Genomic DNA, 17,659 nt, shown 5'->3' with positions numbered 1-17,659 from the left:
CCTGGTGGCCTACGGCGGTCCCGGTCGTGCCGCGGCCATGGAAGTGGCCGCCTGCAGCCGGGCCTCGGCGGCCCAGTGGGGTGCGTTCCACCGGTCGGCGATGGTGGCGGCCTGGGTGAAGTGGGCGGCGGCCTCGGTGCGGCCCAGGAGGAGGGCCAGCTCGCCGAGGGTGTGGGCGACCGGGCGCAGCGCCACCGCCAGGCTCTCGGCGCCCGCCGGGGGGTCGTTGCGGTGCGGAAGCAGCGTCGCGTAGATCTCCTCGGCGGCGTCGCGGTCGTTCAGGGCGACGATGGCCATCGCGCGCAGCGTTGTGAGGAAGATGAAGAAGAAGTCGGGGCGGATCGGACCGGGTGACGCGCGGACCTCGCGGGCTTCGGCGTCCAGGCCGTTGGCGTGGAGGGCGAGCGCGAGCAGGTCGGAGGTCATGGCGCCGAGCACGGCGTGGAGGGCGCGCACGTCGTCCAGGTGCGCACCGAGCGTGCCGTCGTTCAGCCGGATCGTGGCCAGGGTGAGTTGGAGGAAGCCCGTGGCGTGCACCGATCCGGCGCGCCGCATGCCCTCGGCGGCCTCGGTGTAGAGCCGTTCGGCGTCGGCGAATCGGCCTTCGACGAGCGCCAGGGTCGCCAGCGTGGTCTCGGCGACGGCGATCGCCTCGCGCATTCGGTAGGTGCGCGCGAGGTCCAGGGCCTCGGTGGTCGCCTGGTGCACGGTCACCGGGTCGTTGGCGGCGGCGGCGACGGCGGCGTGGTTGATCAGCCCGGTGACGCGGTAGACGGGCAGGTCGTGCTCGGTGCCGATCGCCACGAGTTCTCGGCAGAGCTCGGCGTCGCCGTGGACTCGGGCCAGGCTCTGGAGTGCCGCGGCCCGCAGCCGGGGTCCGGTGGCGAGGTCGAGCGCCTCCCGTGCCGCCTCCAGAACGGTCGGGTCGTCCTCGCCGGCCAGTTCGTCCACGTACGCCGTCAGGAGCCGGGACCGTACCGAAGGGGCCAGGTCGGTGCGCTTGAGCAGGCGGCTCAGGCGGTCGACGATGGGCCGGTCCACCGTGCCGTACATACGAGCCTGCCAGGGGGTCGGCTCCGTCCAGGCGGTGAATGCGGCGATCATCAGGTCGTCGCGGCCCAGGGACTCGGCGTACTCCACGGCTTCACGGCGGGTCTCGCGGGCGGCTTCGACGGCTCCGGCCCGGATCTGCGCCCGCAGCAGCCTGCCGAGCAGTTCGACGCGTTCGTCCGGTCCGGTCGAGTTGGCGACCGCGTCGGTGAGGAGGGCGGCCGCGACGTCGTGGGCGTAGCGGGCCTCGGCGAGCTCGGCGGCCTGGACGCAGTAGCCGACGGCCTTGGGGGAGCCGGCGCGCGCGTAGTGGTGGGCCAGCGCCGGGATGTCGCCGGTGGCTTCGAGAGCGGCGGCGATCCGGGCGTGCATGCGGGCTGCGCGGAGGCGGCTGAGGTCGGCGATGAGGGTGTCGCGGACGAGGGCGTGGACGAAGCGGACGCGTCCGGGGGCGGGCTCGTTCAGCAGCCCGGCGATGACGCCCGCGTCCAGTGCGTTCAGCACGCCGTCCTCGTCGGTGTCGGCGGCCTTCACGAGGACGTCCACCGGGCTTTCCCGGCCTGCGACCGCGGCCAGCCGGAGGATGGCCACGCCTGCCTCGGGCAGCCGTGCGAGGCGGCGGCGCAGGACGTCCCGTACGCCTTCGGGGACCTCGGAGAGGGCGACCAGCGCGCCTTCGCCGTTCAGCAGCCGGGCGCTTTCGCGGACATAGAACGGGTTGCCGCCGGTGCGCTCGGCGATCCCGGCGATGGTCTCCTCGTCGGCCTCGCATTCGGTCCGTACGAGCTGCGCGACGGCCGCGTCGTCCAGCCCCGGCAGCGCCAGGCGGAGGGGCGTGGCGCGCGCCAGGGTGGCCAGCGTTTCGGTGAGGTGCCCGCTTTCGTCCGGGCGGTACGCGGCGACGACCAGAACCGGGGCCCGCATGCCGAGGCCACCGCCGAGCAGTTCCAGCGTGGCGGTGTCCGCCCAGTGCAGGTCGTCCAGCATGACGGCGACCGGGCGTTGCGCGGCGATGGCCGCGAGCCATTTCCACACGGCCTGGCGCAGGCGGAACCGTCCGGCGGTGGCGTCGGCGGTCACCGGCGCGGTGTCGGTGAGCAGCGGCGCAAGGTCGTCGGCGAACTCGCCCGGGGAGGTGGCCGCGGCGACGGCTCTCAGCGCCTCGGTCCAGGCCCACGCGGGCGGCGCGCTGTCGACCTCGGGGCAGTGGCCGGCGGCGACCAGCCATCCGTCATGTTCGAGCCGCCTGCCCAGGTGTTCCAGCAGCGTCGACTTGCCGAGCCCGGCCTCGCCGGTGACAAGGGCGATGCGGGCGCCGTCGGTGGCGGCTTCGGAGGCGGCCGTGACCAGTGCCGACAGTTCCGCCTGGCGTCCGACGAACGGCGCCTCGGTGATCGGAGCCGGCCGCGTCGGCGGTGCGGCCGGCGGCAGCGGTGCGGCCGGCGGGGGCGGTGGCGGGGGCACGGACGCGTGGAGGATGTCCGTGCGCTGGGTGAGGATCGCCTCCTCCAACGCCGTCAGGTCCGGGCCGGGATCGAGTCCGAGTTCCTCGGCGAGGATGCCGCGGGCGCGGCGGAGCGTCGCCAGCGCGTCGGCTTGGCGGCCGCTGCTCCACAGTGCCAGGGCGTGCAGCCGCCAGCCCTCCTCGCGCAGCGGCTCGTCGCGGGTGAGCCGCTCGGCCTCGGGGATCACCGCGGCGGGGTCGCCGATGCGCAGACCCGCCGCGGCGTGCAGTTCGGTGGCGGTCAGGCGCAGCTCGTTCAGCCGGGCGGTCTCGGCGGCGGCCCACGGCTCGTCGGCGGCCTCGGCGAACGCCGGTCCCTGCCACAGCCGCAGCGCCTCGGCGAGCCGGGACCGGGCGGCGCGGGGGTCGGGGACCGCCCGGGCCTGGTCGAGCAGGTCCTCGAACCGCCACGCGTCCACCGCATCCGGCGGCAGCCGCAGCGCATAACCGGGTGGCGCGCTCACCAGCAGCCGGGCCGGCGTGCGCGGCGGGCGTCCGGGCTCCAGCAACCGGCGCAGGTTGGACACGTACGCCTGCAGGGACATCAGCGCCCGCGCGGGCGGCTCCCCGCGCCACAGATCCTCGATCATCCGGTCGACCGGCACGACCTGCCCGCGCGCCGCCACCAGCAACGCCAGCACGCCCCGCTGGCGCGGCCCGCCCAGGGGAACGGGCTCGCCGCCGACCTCGGCCACGAACGAGCCCAGCACCCGGATGAAAACCATGATCCGCACATCGTACGTGGACGTTCCAAATCAGCTCCAAATGCCCTCCAAATGCCCTCCAAACACCCAGGAGCAGCCTGAACACATCACCACCGATGAAGGGCAGGAACAGATGAGCGTCGACACCCAGGACATGGAGATCATCCACCGCGTCCTCCGCCGGGAGTCCCGGCTGCTGGTGGAGCTCGTCACGGCCGTCGCCCCGGGTGACACCGCTCGCGCCAAGGTGATCGCCGGCCACTTCCGCGTCTACCGGCTGGGCCTGCACAACCATCACGAGGGCGAGGACGAGCTGCTGTGGCCGCCGCTGCTGTCCCGGGTGGACCTGGAGGCCGACATCGTGCTGCGCATGCAGGCCCAGCACGAGCGCGTCGCGGCCACCCTGAGCAGGCTGGACGCCGCGGTCCCGGCCTGGGAGGCCACCGCGGGCGCCGACGAACGCGACACCCTCGTGGCCGCCCTCTGCGAGCACCGCGCGGTCCTGCTGGAACACCTCGACGACGAGGAGGCCACCCTCCTCCCGCTCGCCGCCGAGCACATCACCGAGCAGGAGTGGGCCTCCCTGGGCGACCACCTGGTGGCCAACACGCCCAAGCTCACCCTGCTCACCCTCTTCGGCGCCGTCCTGGAGGACGCGAACCCGGCCGAGCGCGCCATCGTCCTCAGCGGCCTTCCCGCCCCGGTCCGCGTCATCTGGCACGTCATCGGCCGCCCCCGCTACGCCCGCCACATCCGCCGTGTCCGCGGCTGAACCCTGCCCGTCCGTACATACAAGGAGAACGACCATGTCGCTGAAGAAGCTCAACACCGTCCTGGCCGCCGTCGTCGTCCTGTTCACCCTCTACCTCGGGTTGTCCTTCGTCCTGCCCCTCGGGACCACCTTCCCGGGGCTGGCGAACTGGCCCTCTGACGGCAGCGGCTTCTCCATCGTGAAGGGCAGCCGCGAGATCGCGATGGGCCTGGCCATGGGCATCCTGCTGGTGACAGGCCACCGCCGCCCGTTGGGCTGGGTCCTGCTGATGACGGCCGTCGCCCCGTTCGGCGACATGGTCAACGTCCTGGCCCACCACGGATCCACGGCCGCCGCGCTCGGCATCCACGGCCTGACCGCGGCGCTGATCGCGGTCACGGGGTTGCTGATCCTCCGCGAGACTAGCACCACCCCGGCGACCGCCGCGCAGCCCGCCTGACGTCCGCATTCTCTGACAACTCGAAAAGGGAGACGACTATGACGATCAATGATCTGCGCGGTGTCCTGAAGGGGCGCGTGCTCCTGCCCGGTGACGACGGCTTCGAACAGGCGGCCACCGCGTGGAATCTGACCGTCAGGCAGCCGGTGGCGGCCGTGGCGGAGGCCGCGGATGCCGATGACGTGGCGGCGCTCGTGCGTTACGCGCGGCGGGCGGGTATGACGGTGACCGCGCAGCCGAGCGGGCACGGCGCCTCCGGTGATGTGGAAGGCCTGATCCTGTTGCGTACCGGCCGGTTGAACGAGGTGGAGGTACGCGCACAGGAGCGCGTGGTCCGGGTGGGCGCGGGTGTGAAGTGGGGGCAGGTGCTGGCGGCGGCCGGTCCGCTGGGTCTGACCGGCCTGGCCGGCAGCGCGCCGGGGGTCAGCGTGACCGGCTACACCCTGGGCGGCGGGGTCGGCTGGTTCAGCCGCGAGTACGGCTTGGCCTCCGGCAGCGTGCGGGCCATCGACATCGTGGACGCCGACGGCGAGCCGGGCCGGGTGACCGCCGAGTCCGACCCCGACCTGTTCTGGGCGCTGCGCGGCGGCGGCGGGGACTTCGCGATGGTGACCGCCCTCGAACTCGACCTGTATCCCGCGCCGGTCCTGTACGGCGGGCGGGTGATCTGGCCGGAGCACCGGACCAGGGAGGTGTTCGACGCGTTCCTGGAGATCACCGCCGAGGCGCCGCGGGAACTCAGCGTGTGGATCAACCGGTTCCAGCCGCCCGGCGCGCCGCCGATGGTGACGCTGGACCTGGTGTACCGGGGTGAGGCGGCGCGGGGCGAGGACCTGCTGGCGCGCGTCGACAAGATCGGGAGCGCAGTCTCCGACAGTCGCGGCGTCGTCCCGGTCGCCGATCTGGGCGGCATTACCGCGGAGCCCACCGATCCGGCGCCGTCCATCGCCCGTGGCGAGCTGCTCACCGGCCTGGACGCGGACGCGGTGGAGCTGCTGCTGGCCACGCCGGTCGAACCGCTCATCAACCTGCAGATCCGGCATCTGGGTGGTGCGCTCGCCGAGCCGGGTGGCGGGGCCGGTGCGAGCGGCGCGGTGGCTGAGCCGTACCTGCTCGGGCTGCTGGGGCTCGGGCTGCCGCACGCGGCCGACGCTACGCGCGCCAAGCAGGCCGAGGTCGTCGCCGACCTGGGGGCCTACGTCAGCGGGCGCAAGCCGTACACCCTGCTGTCCCCCGGAGAGACGGCGGCCGACGCCTTCTCCGACGGAACGCTCGCGCGGCTGCGAGAGATCAAGCGGGCCCGTGACCCGCACAACGTGTTCCGCGCGAACTACCCGGTGCTCGGATAGATCGGTTCCCAGCAGGTCACGGCCCCTCCGCCCGCCACGGCGGCGGGGCCGCACCACACCCGCGTGACAGATGTCGCCGCGAGCACTGTGAAGGGCGCATCCGCACAGGAAGGACTCGCACAATGAGGGATTTCCGGTGCACCGCCGACCACACCATCCGCGTGACCCGGTCCGATGCCGGGGCTCCATCCGCTCTTGGCGGCGGTGCCGCGGCAACTCCTCCCGCACCCGATCCGGCCGGCGTTCGGCGTGCGCCACCTCGGCCGCCAGCCGCCGCGTCAGCTTCTCGGGGCAGGAGCCGAAGGCTGACGCCGCGCGGCGCGAGCTGTCGATATGTCTGTGACCCTTCAGCGGGCGTGTCGGGTGCGGCGTTCGGCGGCGATGGCCATGCGCTGGTCGATCCTGTCGGCGGGGGAGCGGGTGAGGGTGTCGGGGTGGGCGTAGACCTGGGTGGTGTCGGGGCTGGCGTGGCCGAGCAGGGCCTGGACCACCGACAGGTCCTCGCCGGCGTCGAGCAGGGCGGTGGCCACGCTGTGGCGGATGCCGTGGATGGACAGCTGCCGGGCGTCGGGCACGCCGACGGCGGCGGCGAGGCGCTGGATGAGCTCGCGGATGTAGGTGCGCTGCAGCGGGCGGCCGGTGCGCGAGACGAACAGGGGGCCGGGGGCGGTGCCGCGTTCGGCGAGGTAGCCGTCGATCAGCTCACCCATGTACGAGCTGACCTTGACGGGGTGGATGCCGCCGCCCTTGACCGGTAGCTGCAGCACCCGGAACCGGCCCTGGTGGGTGAGCTGGTGCAGTTGCACGCCCAGCAGGGAGCTGACGCGGCAGGCGGTGCCGCGCAGCACCGCCATGATCGCCTGGGTGCGCGGGGATTCGCCGGCGACGGTTTCGGCGACCATCTCGTCGAGTTCGGGGCCGGTGATGTAGCGGGTGGGTGCCAGCAGCCGGCGTTTGGGCCGGTCCATGCCGTCGAAGGGGTTGGTCGTGGCGGCATTCGCGCGGCGCAGGTAGACGTACCAGGAGGAGGCGGCGCTGATGCGGGCGAGCCGGGTGTTGGCCGACAGGCCGGCGCCGCGCATGGCCGCGGCGTACAGGTCGGCCTCGAAGAACGGCGCGTCGCCCAGGTGCAGGCCGCGGGCCTGGACCCACCACAGCCACCAGGAGATGTCCCGCAGGTAGTTGCGCTGGGTGGCGGGTGAGGAGCGCCGGTCCGACAGCAGCCAGCCCGCCGTGGCGGCCAGTGCCTCCTCGGGGGCCTGGACCGCGCGCAGCAGCGTGGCCAGCTCCGCGGGAGTGCGGGCGGGCGGGGAGCTGCCCTTGGGCGGCAGCGCGATCGGGGCGGCGTTGTGTTCGTGCAGCCACACCAGCTCGGCTCCCTCCTCCTCCTCCTCCTCGGAGGGGGAGTCCAGCAGCAGGGCGCCGGAGGCCATCAGCGGCGCCAGCGCGCTCGACGCGGCCGAGGATCGCACCGGCGGTGAGACGGCATCCTTACCGCCGGCCTCCGCGTCGGCGCGGTCGGGTTCGGGGTCCGCAAGGCTCATACGGATGATTCTCTCGGATGGGGGCCGTTGAGTCAGTGGAGTGGCGGGCGGCGTATGTGCCGGGCGGCGAGTACGGCGAGGCCGGTCACCACCGGCACGGTGCGCGCCGCGTGCCCCGCCCCGGTGGAGACGGCAGCAGCGCACCGGCCTGCGCCCGGGGCGGCCGCGGGGGACGAGCGGCAGGCGAAGCCGTCCGGTTGACCACGGATACCTCACTTTCTTCACGGGACACAGGTCGCGGCCTACCGGGCGCGGCCGGCGGGCGAAACCTGAGGACACAGTGGAGCGGGAGAACCGGCAGGTCCAGTCGCAGAGTATGCCCGTCGGCATCATCTCCTCCCTTCGAGGAGGAGATGATGCCGACGGCTGACCGCCGAGCACGCCGACCTGGTCACGGGCCTCGTCGATGGCGCGGGTCTACATGGTCGTCCCGCCTGAGACGTCGAGCCGGTGTCCGGTGACGTAGCGGCTGTCGTCGGAGGCCAGGAAGGCGACGGTGTCGGCCACATCCTGCGGCGTGCCGAGCCGGCCGAGGGGCGTCTGTGACGACAGCCAGGCCAGGGCCTCGCCGACCAGGCGTCCTTGGTGCATGTCGGTGTCGATGACGCCGGGGGCCACGAGGTTGACTGTGATGCCGCGCTGCCCGAGCTGCTTGGCCAGGGCGACGGTCATGACGTCGAGTGCGGCCTTGGACATGGCGTAATCGATCGCCCTGGGCATGGCCGCCCCGCGGGTCAGCATGGTGCCCACGGTGATGATCCGCCCGCCGTCGCGCAGTCGTGGCAGGGCTTGCTGGGTGATGAGGAACGGGGCGGTGGTGTTGACCGCGAACAGGCGCTCAAGGCCCTCCCGGGTGACGCCGTCGATCTCGCTCTGGCCGCCGAGGATGCCCGCGTTGTTGACCAGGATGTCCAGCCCGGCGGCGTGCGCGTCGAAGGCCGCCCACAGGGCTTCGGCGTCGCCGGGCGCGCCCAGTTCGGCCTGGACGGCGAAGGCCCGCCCGCCGGACGCTTCGATGGCGGCGACGGTGTCCTTGGCGGCGGCGTGGTTGCCGCCGTAGTGCACGGCGACGCGGGCGCCTTCGCGGGCCAGCCGGGTGGCGATGGCGCGGCCGATGCCCCGGCTGGCGCCGGTCACCAGCGCGGTCTTGCCGGTCAATGTCGTCATGATCATGCCTTTCTGTTTTATGCGGTGTAGGGGGTGGTGGTCTTGGCGTCGCGCAGGATGCGCGCCCACCAGGTCACCTGGTCCAGCAGGGTCTTGGCGGCCGCGGCCGGGCCGGTCGGGTCCTTCGGTTGTCCGTTGCCGTCGAAGCACTCCCAGGCGCCGTGGAAGCTGACGGTGTCGCGGGTGGTGACGGCGTGCAGTTCGGCGAAGACGGCGCGCAGGTGCTCCACCGCGCGCAGGCCTCCGGAGATGCCGCCGTAGGAGACGAACGCCACCGGTTTGGCGTGGAACTGCTGGTTGTGCCAGTCGATGGCGTTCTTCAGCGCGGCCGGGTAGCTGTGGTTGTACTCGGGGGTGACCACCACGAACGCGTCGGCGGCCGTCAGCCGCGGGGTCAGCCCGCCCAGGGCCTTCAGCACCGGCGCGGGCGCGGACATCGACGGGGCCGCCCCGCCGATCGGCACCTGGGCCAGGTCGATCACGTCGACGTCGAGGTCCGGGCGGGACGCGGCCTGGCCGGCGAACCAGCCGGCCACGGTCGGGCCGAAGCGGCCTTCGCGGACGCTGCCGACGATGACGGCCAGCCTCAGCGGGTCAGTGGTCATGGTGTTCTCCGTTCGTGATGGCGGCCTGTCGCAGGGCCGCCGGCGATGTGGTCCCGGTCTGGGATCCGGTGAGCGGGGGCAGGTTCTCGATGAGGAAGACCGGCACGCCGGTGATGCCGAGTCGGCGCACGCGGTCGAGCCGGGCGCGCACTCCGGTGGACGGCACGTGGCCGGTGGTGACACCGGCCTCAGCGGCCAGCCGGGCGAGCGTGGCGGGGTCGCCGATGTGCAGCCCGTCGGTGAAATGGGCGCGGAACAGGTGTTCGGCCATGAGCTCGGCCTTGCCCTGTCGCGCGGCGTCGGCGATCAGGCGGTGGGCGTCGAAGGTGCCGGTGGCGATCGCCTTGCCGTACTCCAGCCGCAGGCCCTCACACGGCCGCGGTGGCGGGCTCGGCCGATGGGGCGCCATCACGCAGGGGGACCTCGCGGATGAACCAGGCCAGCGCGAAGGCGAGGGCGCCCAGCGCGGCGGCGCCGAGGGCCATGACGTGGATGCCGTCGGAGACGGCGAGGCGAACCGCCTCCCGGGCCGCGGGCGTGAGCCGCAGGAGCGCCTCGGGCGTCAAGGTGATCCGGCCGGCGCCCGCCGCGCCGAGGCGGTCGATGAGGGTGTCCTGCAGCCGGGCGGTGTACAGGGCGCCCAGGGCGGCCACGCCCAGCGAGGCGCCCATGGTGTGCCAGAGGGTGACCGAGCCGCTGGCCGACCCCATGTCGCGCGGCGCGGCGCTGTTGATGGTGATGATCGTGGTGGACTGCATCAGCAGGCCCACCCCGAGGCCGCCGATCAGCGTCAGGGCGGAGGCGAGCGCCAGATCGACGCCGGGGCGCAGGAGGAGCAGCGCGAGCATGCCGGCCGTCACGGTGGCGCCACCGAGGATCGGGTAGATCCGGTAGCGACCGGTGCGGCTGATCAGCCTGCCGGTGCCGATCAGCACGGCGACCATGCCGAGCATGGCAGGCAGGATCAGCAGGCCGCTGGTGATCGGTGAGGCGCCGTGGACGAGTTGCATGTACTGGGGAAGGAAGGTGGCGGCCACCACCATGCCGACGCCGCCGAGGAAGCGGATGACCTGGGCGAGGGTGAAGTTGCGGTCGGCGAACAGGTGCAGCGGGACGATCGGCTCGGCCGCGCGCCGTTCCACGACCAGCAGGACGCCCACCGCCGCCAGCCCGATCAGGACCAAGGCCAGGATCGCAGTCGAACTCCAGGCGTACCGGGTGCCGCCCCAACCGGCGACCAGGCTCAGCGCGACCAGTACCACCGTCAGCAGCAGCGCCCCGAGATAGTCGATCCGGGCCCTGATCCGGCGCCGCTCCAGCCGCACGGCAGCACCGATGAGCAGCAGGGCGACCGCACCGATCGGCAGGTTGACGAAGAACGCCCACCGCCAGCCCACATCGGCGAACAGGCCACCGAGCAGCGGCCCGGCGATGAACGCGATCGGCATCATCACCCCGAACAGCCCCATGATCCGGCCGCTGTGCCGGGGTGGCACCAGCTCGCCGATCAGCGCCAGAGCACCGGTCATCAGCCCGCCCGCGCCCAGCCCCTGCACCATCCGGAAGCCGACGAGCTGGATCATGTCCTGCGCCATCCCCGACAGTCCGGAGCCCAGCAGGAAGATCACGATCGCGGCCATGTAGACCGCCTTGCGGCCGTACAGGTCGCCGAGTTTCCCCCAGATCGGCGTCGAGGCGGCCATGCAGATCAGATAGGCCGTCGCCACCCAGGAGAAGTACTCCAGTCCGCCGAGCTCTTTCACGATCGCCGGCAACGCGGGCCCGAGCATCATGCCGTCCAACGGGGCTGTGATCATGCCGAGCATCACGCCGATCACGCCCGCACGAAGAGATCGATCCACACGTCCTCCATTTCGCGTACCTCGTACGTGAAATGGACCATAACCATTCAGGTACCATGTACGCAAATGGAGAGGGAGGGGTGTCCATGGCCGACGAGGGCGCGACCAGCATCTGGATGCAGCCGGAGGGGCACGAGCGCTCCGGACCGGGACGGCGCCCCGGCTACAGTCGCGAGCAGATCACCCGGACGGCCGTCCGGATCGCCGACGCCGAAGGGGTGGAGGCCGCGACCATGCGGCGGATCGCAGGCGAGTTGGGTACCGGCGCCATGTCGCTCTACCGCTACGTTCCCCGGCGCGACGACCTGTTCGACCTCATGATCGACTTGGCGATGAGCGGGATCGAGCTTCCCGACGGCCCGTCCGGTGACTGGCGCGGCGACCTGACGCTGCTGGGCCGGCGGATCCGCGCCGTCGGCCTGCGCCATCCCTGGCTGATCGCGCTGCTCACCAGCCGGCCCACGCTGGGCCCCAGCCTGCTGCGCGTGCACGAGTTCGCACTCGGCGCCTTCAGCGGGACCGGGCTCGACATCGACGACATCACCGGCTTCGTCGGCATGCTGAACGACTACGTGCACAGCGCGATCCGCCGCGAGATCGGCTGGCTGGAGGAGGCCCGCCGCACCGGCCTGGACCCCGAGCGCTGGAAGCGGGACTACATGGGACCGTACGTCCGCCAGGTCGTCGAATCCGGCGCCTTCCCCCTGTTCAACCGATCGGTTCTCGACTCCCGCACCGCCCACCTCGCCCCCGAGGAACGCTTCCGGCATGGACTCGATCGCATCCTCGACGCCATCGCCGCGCTCATCCCATCGCTCTGTTCTCCTTGATCGGGAAGATGGAACGCGGTGGACCAGAACGCCCAGGACCGCGGGACGGGCGCCCGCGCAGGGTCATCGTCGATGCGAACGTCGCGTGAGCTCGTCCCCGGTCAGGATGCGGGCCGGGACAGCGCATAGCCGAGCATCGGCCACACCTCGCCCTTCGCCTCCTGCGTCCTGTCGCACTGCGGATCCCGGCGAAACCCTGTGCGCGATGCCACCCGTTGTGAGGCGACGTTGTCGCGATGAGCTCGAAGCCACAGCTCGCTCAGGCCCACGTTCTGGAAGGTCCAGGCGCTGAACAGGGCCACGGCCCGGGTCGCCGCCCCGCGTCCGCGCGCCTCGGCGGCCACCCAGTAGGAGATCTCCCCGGTCTGACCGTCATGCCGCAGCGCGATGTTGCCCAGCCGCTGCCCGGTGACCGAGTCGCAGATGAGGAAGCCCTCCTCGTCGCCGGACTCCCGCAACCGGACGATCGCTGCCAGCACCTGCGCGGAATCCAGCGTCGGCGAGTCCGTCGTGAACCGCTGGATCAGCGGGTCGCGCGTGCTCTCGGCATACCAGCCGGCATCCTCATCGGCCCACTCGCGAAGCCGGACCACCCCGTCATCCAGTCCATGATCACCCATAGCCGAACCCTGCCAGACCGACTCCCTCTGCGTCCGGCGATGAGCGCTGCGTGTCTGCTCCCGCCGGCCGTACTCGGCGAGAACGGCCGGATCCACCCCCAGCCGGTCGGGCGGCCCGGTCGGCCAAGGACATCTCGCCCTCGGCGGCGGCCCGGTGGCGTTCAGCCCGGACGGCAAGACCTGGCCACCGGTGAGGACATGTCAGTGCGATTGCGGCGACCGCGAAGTGATTTCGATCAACTGCCTCTACCGGCTGGTCCTGCGCCAAAGGGTGACAACCGTCTTCATGGGTCCGCTTCCGATGTGGAAAGCACATGTGTCCCCAGCCGCTTTATTCAGTAGACAGCGTCATCTCCGGTCGGTATCTTCTCCGGGTTCCGCCCGTGCCTGTCCGAAGCCGGAACCCGCGCAGCCTTCGCCTCCGAAATCGGCGCCTGAGGCCGGGTGGCCGCGCCCCGCATCTAAGGAAGACGCTTCGTGACAGACATCGTCCCGCTGCGCAAGAACGTGCGTTTTCAGCTGTTGTGGATCGGCAGCGCGGTCTCCGAGCTGGGGTCGGAGCTCACCAGGCTCGCCATGCCGCTGCTGGTGCTGGCGCTCACCGGCTCGCCCGGGTTGGCGGGCACCGTCGCCGGCGCCCGCACCGTCGCTTTCCTCGCGGTCCAGATACCGGCCGGCGTCTGGGTGGACCGGTGGGACCGCCGCCGCACGCTCATCACGGCCCAGGGCTTCCAGGCGATCGCCTCCGCACTGCTGACGGCGCTCATCATCACCGGCCATGTGCAGGTCTGGCAGTTCATCACACTGGCAGTGCTGGACGGGCTGTGCGTCGCGTTCATCGGTCCCGTCCAGGAGACGGCGATCCGCGGCATCGTCCCCTCGGGCCAACTGCACAGTGCCTATGCGCAGGAGGAGGCCCGTACCCACGCGGCCGGGCTGATCGGCCCTCCGCTCGGCGGCCTGCTGTACGGCCTGGGGCGGGCGGTGCCCTTCGTCGTCGACACCATCACCTTCCTTGCCGCCACGCTCTTCTACGCTCTTGCCAAGGTGCCGCGCCGCCCGGCGGGCGAGCCGCAACCCTCCGCCCGAGATGACGGCGAGGAGCAGCGGCCGATCCGGCGTAGCATGCGCCGGGAAGCGGCTGAGGCCGTCGCCTGGCTGTGGCGCCGGCATGGCCTGCGGGAGGTCACCGCAGCGGTGATGATCCTCAACCTGCTGGGCGGAGCGTTCCTCATCCCGCTCATTGTGCTCGTCGGCGAACGCGGCGGTGATGCGCGCGTCACCGGCACGGTCCTGGCAGGCCTCGGAATCGGTGGACTGACCGGTGCGCTGCTGTCGGGCCGCATCAGCAGGCTCCTGCCTCCCGGCAGACTACTGCTGGCCGTCGTGACGGTCTTCGGTGCCGCGCTGGCGGCCACGGCACTGCCCTGGGGAGCGTGGTGGCCGATGATCCCGTTGGTGTTCATCACCTTGTCGACGCCCTCACTGAACGTGGTGATGAACGTGGTGGTCGCACGAATGGTGCCGGAAGCGATGCTCGGCCGGATGGGCGCGGTCCTGAGCATGGGCGCGATGGCGCTCAAGCCCCTCGGGCCCGTCCTCGGCGGGGCACTGGCTGCGACTCTGGGTGGCGCGGCGGCGCTCATCGTGCTGGGCGGACTGCTCGGTCTGACCGCCGCTGTAGCCGCGCTCAGCCCACAGTTGCGCCACTTCACCGGAGAAGCCTCCGCGGCCGGGGACGACACTTCAACCGATGACAAGGCCCCGCGCGCCCCCGCCTAAGGCGTGTCCGACAATTCGGCGCGGCGGCCTGGGCGGCGAGTCGGACTCGGCTACTGACCTGCTCCACGGTTCCCGCTCTTTCGGCGCCCCGGGCGTTCGAGGGTACGCCGGGGCAGGCCCTCCGCCCGGGTCCGTGCGATGAGCCTTGAAGCAGAGCGTTGCCGCAGGCCACGGAGCCGGTTATCCAGCCGAGACGGTGACGTCTCCGGAACCCGCGGTCAGCGACATCTTGTGCGGTGAGGAACTGTCTTTCCTGACCGAGATGTTCGCGTCACCGGATGTCGTCCTGGTGTTCACGTCATAGGCCTCATCGGGGACGGTGAGCACGACGTTGCCCGAGCCGACCGACAGTTCGACGCCGTCCGGTGCGGCCGTGTACTTCAGGGTGACGTCGCCGGACCCCGCTTCGGCGAGGAGCTTCTTTCCGCCCAGGCCGTCGCCCTCGATGTCGCCGGAGCCGACCTTGAGGTCCAGAGGGCCGGTGAGTGACCTGAGTGTCAGATCACCTGAGCCGGCATCCAGGTCGACCTGGACCCCCTTGGGGATCTCCACCTTGTACTCGACCCCGCAGGTGCCCCACGACTTCTGGCAGTCGTAGTAGACGGACAGCATGTCGCCCTCCACCTTGTGCCTGGCCTGCGGCTTGTCGTTGCTCCAGTAGAGCCTCTCGGCCACGCTGACGTACGTCGTGTCCGACTCGGTGACGGTCACGTTCCCGCTGCCGCTTCTGAGGTGAAGCTGCTGTACCTTCTCCTTGACCTGGTACGTGTTGGTTTCCTCATTCTTCGGTTTGCCGATGGCGTCCAGGCCGCACCCGGTCAGGAGCATCGCGGAGGCCAGCAGGCCGCCCGCGATCGCGGTGATCTTCATGTCGTCGATCCTGTCCGACATTCCCCCCGACCCGCATCAGGGATTCCCCCGACGGTTCCCGGGGAGAACCCCCATCCCGTGATCCGGCAGCGGGGCATGCCCTCGGCGCCGGCGACCCTGTCCGTTCGCGGTCAAGGGAGCCATTTCAGGGAATGGGCGAGACACCGGTACTCCGGAAGGTGCGCCGTATCAGTGGTGCCGAGTGCCGGACTCATCCTTGAACGCCCGGACCGGGACCCAGAGGCGCGCACCGCAGCAGTCACCCCCTGTGGCCTGCGGCAACGCTCTACCCGGCCCTGTTCTCGTATGACTACCGCCAGGTGGCGTGCAGCGCTGGGTAACTACTCGGTGTTGTGGTCGCGCTGCTGGAGGGCGGCGGGGTCGGCGGTATCGCCTACCACTACATCTCCGACACCTACGTCGCGCTCTTCTCCCGGTTCATCCCGTGCGGGGTGTGGGAGGCGGTGTGGCGGAGCCAGAGCAGCAGGGAAGCGATGGTGACACCCGCGAGGTAGCGGCCGGCGAGCTTGTCGTAGCAGGTGGTGACGGCTCGCCGCTGCTTGAGCTTGGCGAAACACCGTTCCACCACGTTGCGCCCCTTGCAGGCGCGATGCGGCTGGTCCGCCGGTCGGTGCAGCCCCATGAATCCGGTTGCGGCGGGACTGATGCGCCTGGTGAGGTGCCTGCATGGACGGTGCTACCGAGCAGGTACAACGCGCGAGGATCGGAGAAGACGGTGCGATCACGCGGCAACCGGCTCCCTGGCACAGGCTGGCGGTGCTCGGGGCCCTGATGCTGGCCGCTCTCACCTTCAACACCGCAGAGAACCTGCCGGTCGGCCTCCTGGAGCTCATCTCCGAAGACCTCCGGGTGTCCCTGTCGGCGGTCGGTCTGCTGGTCACCGGTTACGGCGTGACGGTGGCCATCGCGTCTGTGCCGCTTGCCCACGTCGTGCGGGCCGTGCCCCGGCGCTATGTGCTCACGGGACTGCTGGCCGCGCTCGTGGTGTCCAGTCTCGTTGCGGCGCTGGCCGTCTCCTACTGGCTGCTCCTCGTGGCGCGGCTGCTGACCGCGCTCGCCCAGGCGCTGTTCTGGGCCGTGATGGGACCGGTCGCGGTGGGTCTGTTCGCGTCCGAGGTGCGGGGGCGGGTGGTCGGGGCGCTGTCCGTCGCCGGTTCGCTCGCTCTCGTGCTGGGTGTTCCTGCCGGGACCTGGCTGGGCCAGCGGAGTGACTGGCAGGTACCCATCGCCACGCTGGCGGCTCTGGGGCTCGTCTCTCTGGTGACGATCGCCGTCCTGCTGCCGACTTCGCGCCCGGAAGAAGAGCCCGCCGCGTACGCGAGCAGTCCCGACGTGCGGCGGTTCGCGACGGTGCTGGCGGCCGGGGCCTTGTCCGCCACCGGGGCGTTCACGGGATACACCTACATCGTGACGTTCCTGGGCGACGTGAGCGGGTTTTCCCCGAGCGCGGTCAGCGTCCTGTTCGTGGTCTTCGGTGTCGCGTGTCTGGCCGGGGTAAGCATCACCGGAGTGTTTCTGGACCGCTTTCCGCAGTCCGCGTTGACCGTCGCCGTGGCCACGCAGGCGGTGGGCATGCTCGGCCTGTATGCGTTCGGCGCTCATCAGGTGGCGGCGGCGGTGTTCCTGATGCTGGTGGGCGGTGCACTCGGGCCGGTGTTCATGACCACGCAGAACGCGATGCTGCACTGCGCGCCGGGCCGTACGGACATCGCCCTCGCAGCGAACTCCGGCGCCTACAACGCCGGCATCGCGGCGGGTGCCGCGCTTGGCGGACTGGTCCTGCCGCTCGCCGATGTACGGGGCACCTTCCTCGCCGGCGGGCTGCTGACCGTCGGGTCCTGCGCGGTCCTGCTCGGCGGCCGGCTGCTACGTGAGCGCCGTCGTCCAGAACGCTCAACACGTCGATGAGGGACGCCGACGGGCGGGAATCAGGGTGGGATGGCTGCCGGTCGGCGTCGCACGAGTGCTGCGTAGGCGATGGATCGGCCGATCCCGAGGGTGCGGGCGGCCTCGGTGACCGAGGTGCCGGCGTCGGCCAGGCGGCGTAGTGCGGCCGGCTCGGCCGGGCCGACGGCGGGCGACGAAACGCGGCGTCACGAAGCCCTCTCGATGATGTGAGACCATCGCCGAGCTCGGGATGGTGAGTCCGGGGATCGGCCTGCCCGGTATGGTCGCCGCCATGGAGATCATCAAGGGCGCGGGGGAGTGGGCGCAGCCTGCTGCCGGAGCCGCCAATGACTGGGTCGAGCAGCTCAGGGTGCCGGATCTGTCGGTGGGGACGTACTGCATCCCGGCAGGCGGGGCCGACACCCAGAGCCCGCACACCGAGGACGAGATCTACGTGGTGACCGCAGGCCGGGCCCGCATCGTGACGCCGGGCGGTGAGGCGGAGGTCGGTCCCGGAGCGGTCGTCTTCGTCCCGGCGGGCGAGGAACACCGCTTCGTGGACGTCACCGAGGATCTGGCGTTGCTGGTCGTGTTCGGCCCGGCCTACGGCTCGCGTACGGACTCACGGCCCTGACGCGCATGCCGGAAGCCTG

General features: G+C 71.5%; 16 protein-coding genes. 7 read left to right on the top strand and 9 right to left on the bottom strand.

Translation table 11 applies throughout. The features are described from left to right. Positions 1 to 9 precede the first annotated feature (9 nt). Positions 10 to 3,279 carry an ATP-binding protein gene (locus tag IEZ10_RS30440; RefSeq protein ID WP_189249958.1) on the bottom strand — a complete coding sequence of 1,090 codons (3,270 nt, stop codon included), beginning with the start codon at positions 3,277 to 3,279 and terminating at the stop codon, positions 10 to 12. A gap of 112 nt (positions 3,280 to 3,391) precedes the next feature. Between IEZ10_RS30440 and IEZ10_RS30435 the strand changes: the two genes are divergently transcribed. The 3 genes from IEZ10_RS30435 to IEZ10_RS30425 are packed head-to-tail and all read left to right on the top strand — an operon-like array spanning position 3,392 to position 5,818. Then, the gene (locus tag IEZ10_RS30435; protein ID WP_189249957.1) at positions 3,392 to 4,030 is read left to right on the top strand and encodes a hemerythrin domain-containing protein; all 639 of its coding nucleotides are present in this window, start codon (positions 3,392 to 3,394) and stop codon (positions 4,028 to 4,030) included. 34 nt (positions 4,031 to 4,064) lie between these two features. Beyond that, on the top strand, positions 4,065 to 4,469 hold the full coding sequence (locus IEZ10_RS30430; protein WP_189249956.1) for a DUF4267 domain-containing protein: 405 nt from the start codon (positions 4,065 to 4,067) through the stop codon (positions 4,467 to 4,469). 38 nt (positions 4,470 to 4,507) lie between these two features. Further along, entirely contained in the window at positions 4,508 to 5,818 is a 1,311-nt protein-coding gene (locus IEZ10_RS30425) for an FAD-binding oxidoreductase (RefSeq protein ID WP_189249955.1), read from the top strand. Between the two features lie 347 nt (positions 5,819 to 6,165). Here IEZ10_RS30425 and IEZ10_RS30420 read toward each other — a convergent pair whose 3' ends face one another. The 5 genes from IEZ10_RS30420 to IEZ10_RS30400 form a co-directional block, all read right to left on the bottom strand. Beyond that, complete coding sequence (locus IEZ10_RS30420; protein WP_189249954.1) at positions 6,166 to 7,362, bottom strand: tyrosine-type recombinase/integrase; 1,197 nt, start codon at positions 7,360 to 7,362, stop codon at positions 6,166 to 6,168. A 417-nt stretch (positions 7,363 to 7,779) separates the two neighbouring features. Further along, positions 7,780 to 8,529, bottom strand: coding sequence for an SDR family oxidoreductase (locus tag IEZ10_RS30415; protein WP_189249953.1), 750 nt, complete (start codon positions 8,527 to 8,529; stop codon positions 7,780 to 7,782). 17 nt (positions 8,530 to 8,546) lie between these two features. Continuing rightward, positions 8,547 to 9,134, bottom strand: coding sequence for an NADPH-dependent FMN reductase (locus IEZ10_RS30410; protein ID WP_189249952.1), 588 nt, complete (start codon positions 9,132 to 9,134; stop codon positions 8,547 to 8,549). After that, positions 9,124 to 9,543, bottom strand: coding sequence for a DsbA family oxidoreductase (locus IEZ10_RS30405; RefSeq protein ID WP_189249973.1), 420 nt, complete (start codon positions 9,541 to 9,543; stop codon positions 9,124 to 9,126). The genes IEZ10_RS30410 and IEZ10_RS30405 overlap by 11 nt, the downstream gene beginning before the upstream one ends. Next, complete coding sequence (locus tag IEZ10_RS30400) at positions 9,503 to 10,996, bottom strand: MDR family MFS transporter (RefSeq protein WP_229811800.1); 1,494 nt, start codon at positions 10,994 to 10,996, stop codon at positions 9,503 to 9,505. The genes IEZ10_RS30405 and IEZ10_RS30400 overlap by 41 nt, the downstream gene beginning before the upstream one ends. An 86-nt stretch (positions 10,997 to 11,082) precedes the next feature. Here IEZ10_RS30400 and IEZ10_RS30395 point away from each other — a divergent pair, with 86 nt between their 5' ends. Beyond that, positions 11,083 to 11,826 carry a TetR/AcrR family transcriptional regulator gene (locus IEZ10_RS30395; RefSeq protein WP_189249951.1) on the top strand — a complete coding sequence of 248 codons (744 nt, stop codon included), beginning with the start codon at positions 11,083 to 11,085 and terminating at the stop codon, positions 11,824 to 11,826. A gap of 101 nt (positions 11,827 to 11,927) precedes the next feature. On the opposite strand, the gene IEZ10_RS30390 is transcribed toward IEZ10_RS30395, so the two are convergent. Then, a complete protein-coding gene (locus IEZ10_RS30390) occupies positions 11,928 to 12,446 on the bottom strand; it encodes a GNAT family N-acetyltransferase (protein ID WP_189249950.1) in 519 nt (172 codons plus the stop codon). 477 nt (positions 12,447 to 12,923) lie between these two features. Between IEZ10_RS30390 and IEZ10_RS30385 the strand changes: the two genes are divergently transcribed. Then, a complete protein-coding gene (locus tag IEZ10_RS30385; protein WP_229811799.1) occupies positions 12,924 to 14,228 on the top strand; it encodes an MFS transporter in 1,305 nt (434 codons plus the stop codon). 180 nt (positions 14,229 to 14,408) lie between these two features. Here the strand turns inward: IEZ10_RS30385 and IEZ10_RS30380 are convergent, their stop codons facing one another. Continuing rightward, positions 14,409 to 15,098 carry a DUF4097 family beta strand repeat-containing protein gene (locus IEZ10_RS30380; protein ID WP_189249949.1) on the bottom strand — a complete coding sequence of 230 codons (690 nt, stop codon included), beginning with the start codon at positions 15,096 to 15,098 and terminating at the stop codon, positions 14,409 to 14,411. A gap of 415 nt (positions 15,099 to 15,513) precedes the next feature. Beyond that, positions 15,514 to 15,741, bottom strand: a complete 228-nt coding sequence (locus IEZ10_RS30375) for a transposase (RefSeq protein WP_189249948.1) — start codon at positions 15,739 to 15,741, stop codon at positions 15,514 to 15,516. Positions 15,742 to 15,785: 44 nt separating this feature from the next. Here IEZ10_RS30375 and IEZ10_RS30370 point away from each other — a divergent pair, with 44 nt between their 5' ends. Together IEZ10_RS30370 and IEZ10_RS30365 are read left to right on the top strand one after the other, a co-directional pair. Then, complete coding sequence (locus tag IEZ10_RS30370) at positions 15,786 to 17,027, top strand: MFS transporter (protein WP_229811798.1); 1,242 nt, start codon at positions 15,786 to 15,788, stop codon at positions 17,025 to 17,027. Positions 17,028 to 17,298: 271 nt separating this feature from the next. Further along, positions 17,299 to 17,640 (top strand): cupin domain-containing protein, encoded by a 342-nt coding sequence (locus IEZ10_RS30365; RefSeq protein WP_189249947.1) that lies wholly within the window; start codon positions 17,299 to 17,301, stop codon positions 17,638 to 17,640. Positions 17,641 to 17,659 lie beyond the last annotated feature (19 nt).

The organism is Streptosporangium pseudovulgare (genome assembly GCF_014648055.1).
GTDB lineage: Bacteria > Actinomycetota > Actinomycetes > Streptosporangiales > Streptosporangiaceae > Streptosporangium > Streptosporangium pseudovulgare.
Note: the sequence above shows the minus strand (reverse complement) of the source record. Positions and strands in the feature narration are given on the sequence as shown.

What these genes read in the sequence shown, in the direction of transcription:
- IEZ10_RS30435 (WP_189249957.1), top strand. Translation starts at nt 3,392, where the DNA reads ATGAGCGTCGACACCCAGGACATGGAGATCATCCACCGCGTCCTCCGC.
- IEZ10_RS30375 (WP_189249948.1), bottom strand. Translation starts at nt 15,741, where the DNA reads ATGGGGCTGCACCGACCGGCGGACCAGCCGCATCGCGCCTGCAAGGGG.
- IEZ10_RS30380 (WP_189249949.1), bottom strand. Translation starts at nt 15,098, where the DNA reads ATGAAGATCACCGCGATCGCGGGCGGCCTGCTGGCCTCCGCGATGCTC.
- IEZ10_RS30395 (WP_189249951.1), top strand. Translation starts at nt 11,083, where the DNA reads ATGGCCGACGAGGGCGCGACCAGCATCTGGATGCAGCCGGAGGGGCAC.
- IEZ10_RS30405 (WP_189249973.1), bottom strand. Translation starts at nt 9,543, where the DNA reads ATGGCGCCCCATCGGCCGAGCCCGCCACCGCGGCCGTGTGAGGGCCTG.
- IEZ10_RS30365 (WP_189249947.1), top strand. Translation starts at nt 17,299, where the DNA reads ATGGAGATCATCAAGGGCGCGGGGGAGTGGGCGCAGCCTGCTGCCGGA.
- IEZ10_RS30415 (WP_189249953.1), bottom strand. Translation starts at nt 8,529, where the DNA reads ATGACGACATTGACCGGCAAGACCGCGCTGGTGACCGGCGCCAGCCGG.
- IEZ10_RS30390 (WP_189249950.1), bottom strand. Translation starts at nt 12,446, where the DNA reads ATGGGTGATCATGGACTGGATGACGGGGTGGTCCGGCTTCGCGAGTGG.
- IEZ10_RS30370 (WP_229811798.1), top strand. Translation starts at nt 15,786, where the DNA reads ATGGACGGTGCTACCGAGCAGGTACAACGCGCGAGGATCGGAGAAGAC.
- IEZ10_RS30410 (WP_189249952.1), bottom strand. Translation starts at nt 9,134, where the DNA reads ATGACCACTGACCCGCTGAGGCTGGCCGTCATCGTCGGCAGCGTCCGC.
- IEZ10_RS30430 (WP_189249956.1), top strand. Translation starts at nt 4,065, where the DNA reads ATGTCGCTGAAGAAGCTCAACACCGTCCTGGCCGCCGTCGTCGTCCTG.
- IEZ10_RS30420 (WP_189249954.1), bottom strand. Translation starts at nt 7,362, where the DNA reads ATGAGCCTTGCGGACCCCGAACCCGACCGCGCCGACGCGGAGGCCGGC.
- IEZ10_RS30425 (WP_189249955.1), top strand. Translation starts at nt 4,508, where the DNA reads ATGACGATCAATGATCTGCGCGGTGTCCTGAAGGGGCGCGTGCTCCTG.
- IEZ10_RS30440 (WP_189249958.1), bottom strand. Translation starts at nt 3,279, where the DNA reads ATGGTTTTCATCCGGGTGCTGGGCTCGTTCGTGGCCGAGGTCGGCGGC.